The organism is Bacteroidota bacterium, from assembly GCA_034723125.1.
In the GTDB taxonomy this organism is placed as follows: Bacteria; Bacteroidota; Bacteroidia; order CAILMK01; family JAAYUY01; genus JAYEOP01.
In genome coordinates this window covers 4,104-8,452 of the sequence record JAYEOP010000488.1, presented here as the reverse complement: position 1 = coordinate 8,452, position 4,349 = coordinate 4,104, and the positions used below count along the sequence as shown (strand labels likewise).

Annotated in this window: 2 protein-coding genes; both read left to right on the top strand. The window is 31.7% G+C overall.

Annotated elements, in window-relative coordinates:
- Window positions 1–76 precede the first annotated feature (76 nt).
- Window positions 77–1,207, top strand: a complete 1,131-nt coding sequence (locus U9R42_12660; protein MEA3496869.1) for a c-type cytochrome — start codon at window positions 77–79, stop codon at window positions 1,205–1,207.
- A gap of 14 nt (window positions 1,208–1,221) precedes the next feature.
- Window positions 1,222–4,221 (top strand): TAT-variant-translocated molybdopterin oxidoreductase, encoded by a 3,000-nt coding sequence (locus U9R42_12655; GenBank protein ID MEA3496868.1) that lies wholly within the window; start codon window positions 1,222–1,224, stop codon window positions 4,219–4,221.
- The last annotated feature ends 128 nt before the right edge of the window (window positions 4,222–4,349 follow it).

The window sequence follows — 4,349 nt, the reverse complement described above, 5'->3', positions numbered from 1 at the left end:
ACTATTTAAAACATTTTATTTTTTTATTTTTGCCAAGTAATAGAATTTACTTTAGATAGATTACAGCAGTTTAAAAATGCAACGAAATTCCTTTTTTACAATTTTATTTTTTCTTTTGGCTTTTCAGCTTGTTCCTAAAGTGATTTATTCACAGCAAGAGCTTGAGGAATGGGAGGTTTGTAAAGAATGCCATAGCATTGGTGAAGGAAAAATTGTTGGTCCTGACCTTAAGGGAATTACAGAAGAAAAAAGTGAAGAGTGGCTTATTGATTTTATTCGTTCATCACAAACAATGATAAAAAACGGAGATGAAGAAGCTATAAAAATTTTTAATGAATATTATAAAGTTCCAATGCCCGACAATGACCTTACTGATGAGCAAATTAAAGTACTTCTAACTTTTATCAAAAATTACGAACCTCCCCCAAAAGAACTTATTGAAGCATCTGAGAAAAGAATTAGTGAAGATTTTTTTACTCAGGAAAATAAATATCTTCGAAAGGATAGTCGGTTGTTATTTTTTGTAATGCTTTTTATTTTTCTTTTATTTCTAATTGATATTGCTATCACAAAATTTATTAAATGGAAATGGATACATGCTGTTGTAATTTTTGCAACGCTTGTTTTTATGATAAAAATAACTTACACCGAAGCAAAAGCATTAGGCTATCAAAAAGGTTATTCTCCCGACCAACCTATTCTTTTTTCGCACAAAATTCATTCAACACAAAATCAAATAGATTGTATTTATTGCCATAGTTTTGCAAGTGATGGCAAGTACGCAGGAATCCCAAGTACTGAGCTTTGTATGAATTGTCATTCAGTAATTAAAGAAGGAGCTAATACAGGAAAAACTGAGATAAATAAAATATTTGAAAGTAGGAAAAACCAAAAACCTATTGAGTGGATTAGGGTTTACAACATGCCCGACCATGTTTATTTTAATCATGCTACACATGTAAATTTAGGGAAAATGGACTGTACTGAATGTCATGGGAATGTAGAAGATATGGATAGAATAGTTCAGGTAAAAGATTTGAGTATGGGCTGGTGTATTGATTGCCACAGAGAGAAAAATGTAGAATTTAAAAAGAACGATTTTTATAAAAATTATAAAACTTTTCATCAGCAAATAAAATCAGGTCAAAGAAACTCAGTAAGTGTTGAGGATATTGGAGGATTAGATTGCTCAGTTTGTCATTATTAGAAATTAATGTTTTTATGAAAAAGTATTGGAGAAGTACAGAGGAGTTAGTAACAACAGATAAAACCAAATGTAAAAATGGAAGAAGCGAAGCTGAATTTTCCATTGAAGGATTGACTGATGAAGAAATAAAAATCGGATTTAAAACCAACAGAAGAGATTTTTTAAAAGTATTAGGTTTTTCAGCAGGCTATTTAGCTTTTGAAAGTTGTAAACAACCTGTACGCAAGGCTATTCCTTTTTTTAACAAAGCGGAAGAAATCACACCGGGAGAAGCAATTCATTACGCTTCCACTTATTTTGATGGTCATGATTATGCATCTGTGCTTGTAAAAGTGAGAGATGGCAGACCGATAAAAATTGAAGGCAATGAACTTTCCATTTTAACAAAAGGAGGAACAAGTGCAAGAGCTCAAGCTTCGGTGTTAAGCCTTTACGATAGTTCAAGACAAAAATATCCTTTAATAAACGGACAAAAAACTAATTGGAAAAAAATAAACCAAGAGATAAGTACGAAATTAGAAAAGATAAATGAGGAAAAAGGAAAAATAGTAATACTCTCATCTACGATAATCAGCCCTTCAACCGTAAATTTATTTGAGGATTTTAAAAAGAAATTTCCAACTACAGAAGTAGTTTACTACGATTCTGTGTCTTATTCTGCTATGCTTGAGGCAAATAAAAAAACTTTTGGGAAAAACGCAATTCCATCCTATCGTTTTGATAAAGCCAAAGTTATTGTTGCATTTAATGCAGATTTTCTTGGTACTTGGCTTTCTCCTACGGAATTTACAAAACAGTATTCCGAAACAAGAGATTTGACAAATGGAAAAACCTCAATGTCAAAACATTATCAGTTTGAAACAAATCTTTCAATAACAGGAAGTAATGCCGATACACGTTTCCCAATTAAGCCTTCAGATGAAAAAATCATTCTAATTAATCTTTATAATAAAATAGCGGAAAGAAGAAATGCATTTCCTATTTCTGTAAAAAAATCCCCTATTAATATTAATGAAATTGCAAATGAGCTTTTAAAAAATAAATCAAAATCACTTATTGTTTCGGGAACAAACGATATTTATATTCAAGCAATTGTAAATGCAATTAATTCTTTGTTAAAAAATATTGGAAATACTATTGACTTTAAAAGAACAACTTTGCTAAAGCAAGCAAATGACAAAAGTTTTAACAGAGTTGTAGAGCAAATGAATAATGCTTCTGTAAAAGGATTGATTATGTACAATGTTAATCCTGTTTACGATTATTACAATGCGAAAAAATTTGTGCAAGGATTAAAAAAAGTAGAATTAAGTATTTCGTTTTCACAAAAGAAAGATGAAAGCTCAAAGTATGTAAATTATTTGTGTCCTGACAATCATCCTTTGGAATCATGGAGCGATGCAGAAGCTTACAGTGGAATTTACAGCCTGGGACAACCATGTATTCGAAATATTTTTGACACACAACAAGCACAGCAAAACCTTATGAGTTGGGCAGGTATTGAGGGAGATTATCATTCGTATATAAAAAAATACTGGGAAAGGAATTTGTTTACAGAACAAATAAGATACATTTCTTTTCGTGAATTTTGGAATCATAGTTTGCAAAAAGGAGTTTTTAATTTAGCTGTAAAACAAAATTTCAACCCGAAATTTAACTTTGATTTTATCAAAAAAAACATTTCAAAAATTAGTAAAACACAGAAAGCAAAAGGAATTGAGTGTGTTCTTTACGAAAACGTTGCATTAGGTAATGGAATTCAAGCTAATAACCCTTGGTTGCAGGAACTACCCGACCCTATTTCCAAAATTGTGTGGGATAATTATGTTGCAGTTTCACCAAAATTTGCAAAAGACAAGGGATGGAAACAAGAGGATGTTTTAAAAGTAAACAATAAAATTGAACTTCCAATTTTAATTCAATCAGGGCAAGCTTATGGAGCTATTTCTATTGCTTTGGGATATGGCAGAACAGATGCTGGGAAAGTAGCAAAAGGAGTTGGTGGAAATGCTTTTTCATTAGTTCAATTCAAAAATAGTACACGACAATATTTGATAGATGGTGTATCTTTAAAAAGAACAGCTAAAACTTATCCTTTGGCTTCCACACAAACTCATCATAGTATGGAAGGGCGTGAAATTGTGAAGGAAACAACTTTAAATAAATACAAAAAAAATAAATCAGCAGGGAATGAATCACATAAAAGATATGTAAGAGAATTTTCCTCAATGTATCCAAAGCAGGAATTTCCCGGAGCATCTTGGGGAATGAGTATCGACCTCAACAAATGTATTGGTTGCAATGCTTGCATAGTTGCGTGTCAAGCAGAGAATAATATTGCAGTAATTGGAAAAGAAGAAGTGAAGAACAGAAGAATAATGCATTGGATAAGAATTGACAGATATTATTCAACCGAATCTGATAAAGTTGGGGCAAGTGTGGAAAATGAAAATCCTGAGGTTTTACATCAAGTTGTGATGTGTCAGCATGGTGATAATGCTCCATGTGAAAATGTTTGCCCTGTTTCAGCAACGCCACATACTAAAGAAGGCTTGAACTCAATGGCTTACAATCGTTGCATCGGTACACGATATTGTATGAATAATTGCCCTTACAGTGTGAGGCGTTTTAATTGGTACAAATATACTGACAATAAAGATTTTGATTATAATTTCAATGACGATTTGAATAAAATGGTTCTTAATCCCGATGTTGTTGTGAGAGAAAGGGGTGTAGTTGAAAAATGTTCATTTTGTGTTCAGCGAATTCAAGAAAAGAAAATACAGGCAAAACAGGAGGGACGTGAGTTAGTTGATGGGGAAATTAAACCTGCTTGTGTTCAGACTTGTCCGTCAAAGGCGATTACTTTTGGAGATATGAACAAAAAGGATTCAAAAATCACAAAACATTTTAAGGACGAGAGGGCTTATGGTTTGTTGGAAGAACTTAACACTCTTCCGTCAGTAGTTTATTTAACAAAAGTTAGGAATAAAAATAACGTGGGTAAAAAATAATTAAAGCCACAGATTCACAGATTTAAATTTAAATATATGCAATATTATGATAAAAAATATCCTTTGCAAAATGAAACTTATCAATTCATTAATTTCAAAAAGAGTAATTTTGTAATCTGTGAATCTGT

Coding starts and splice junctions, on each gene's coding strand:
- U9R42_12660 (MEA3496869.1), top strand. CDS start 77: ATGCAACGAAATTCCTTTTTTACAATTTTATTTTTTCTTTTGGCTTTT.
- U9R42_12655 (MEA3496868.1), top strand. CDS start 1,222: ATGAAAAAGTATTGGAGAAGTACAGAGGAGTTAGTAACAACAGATAAA.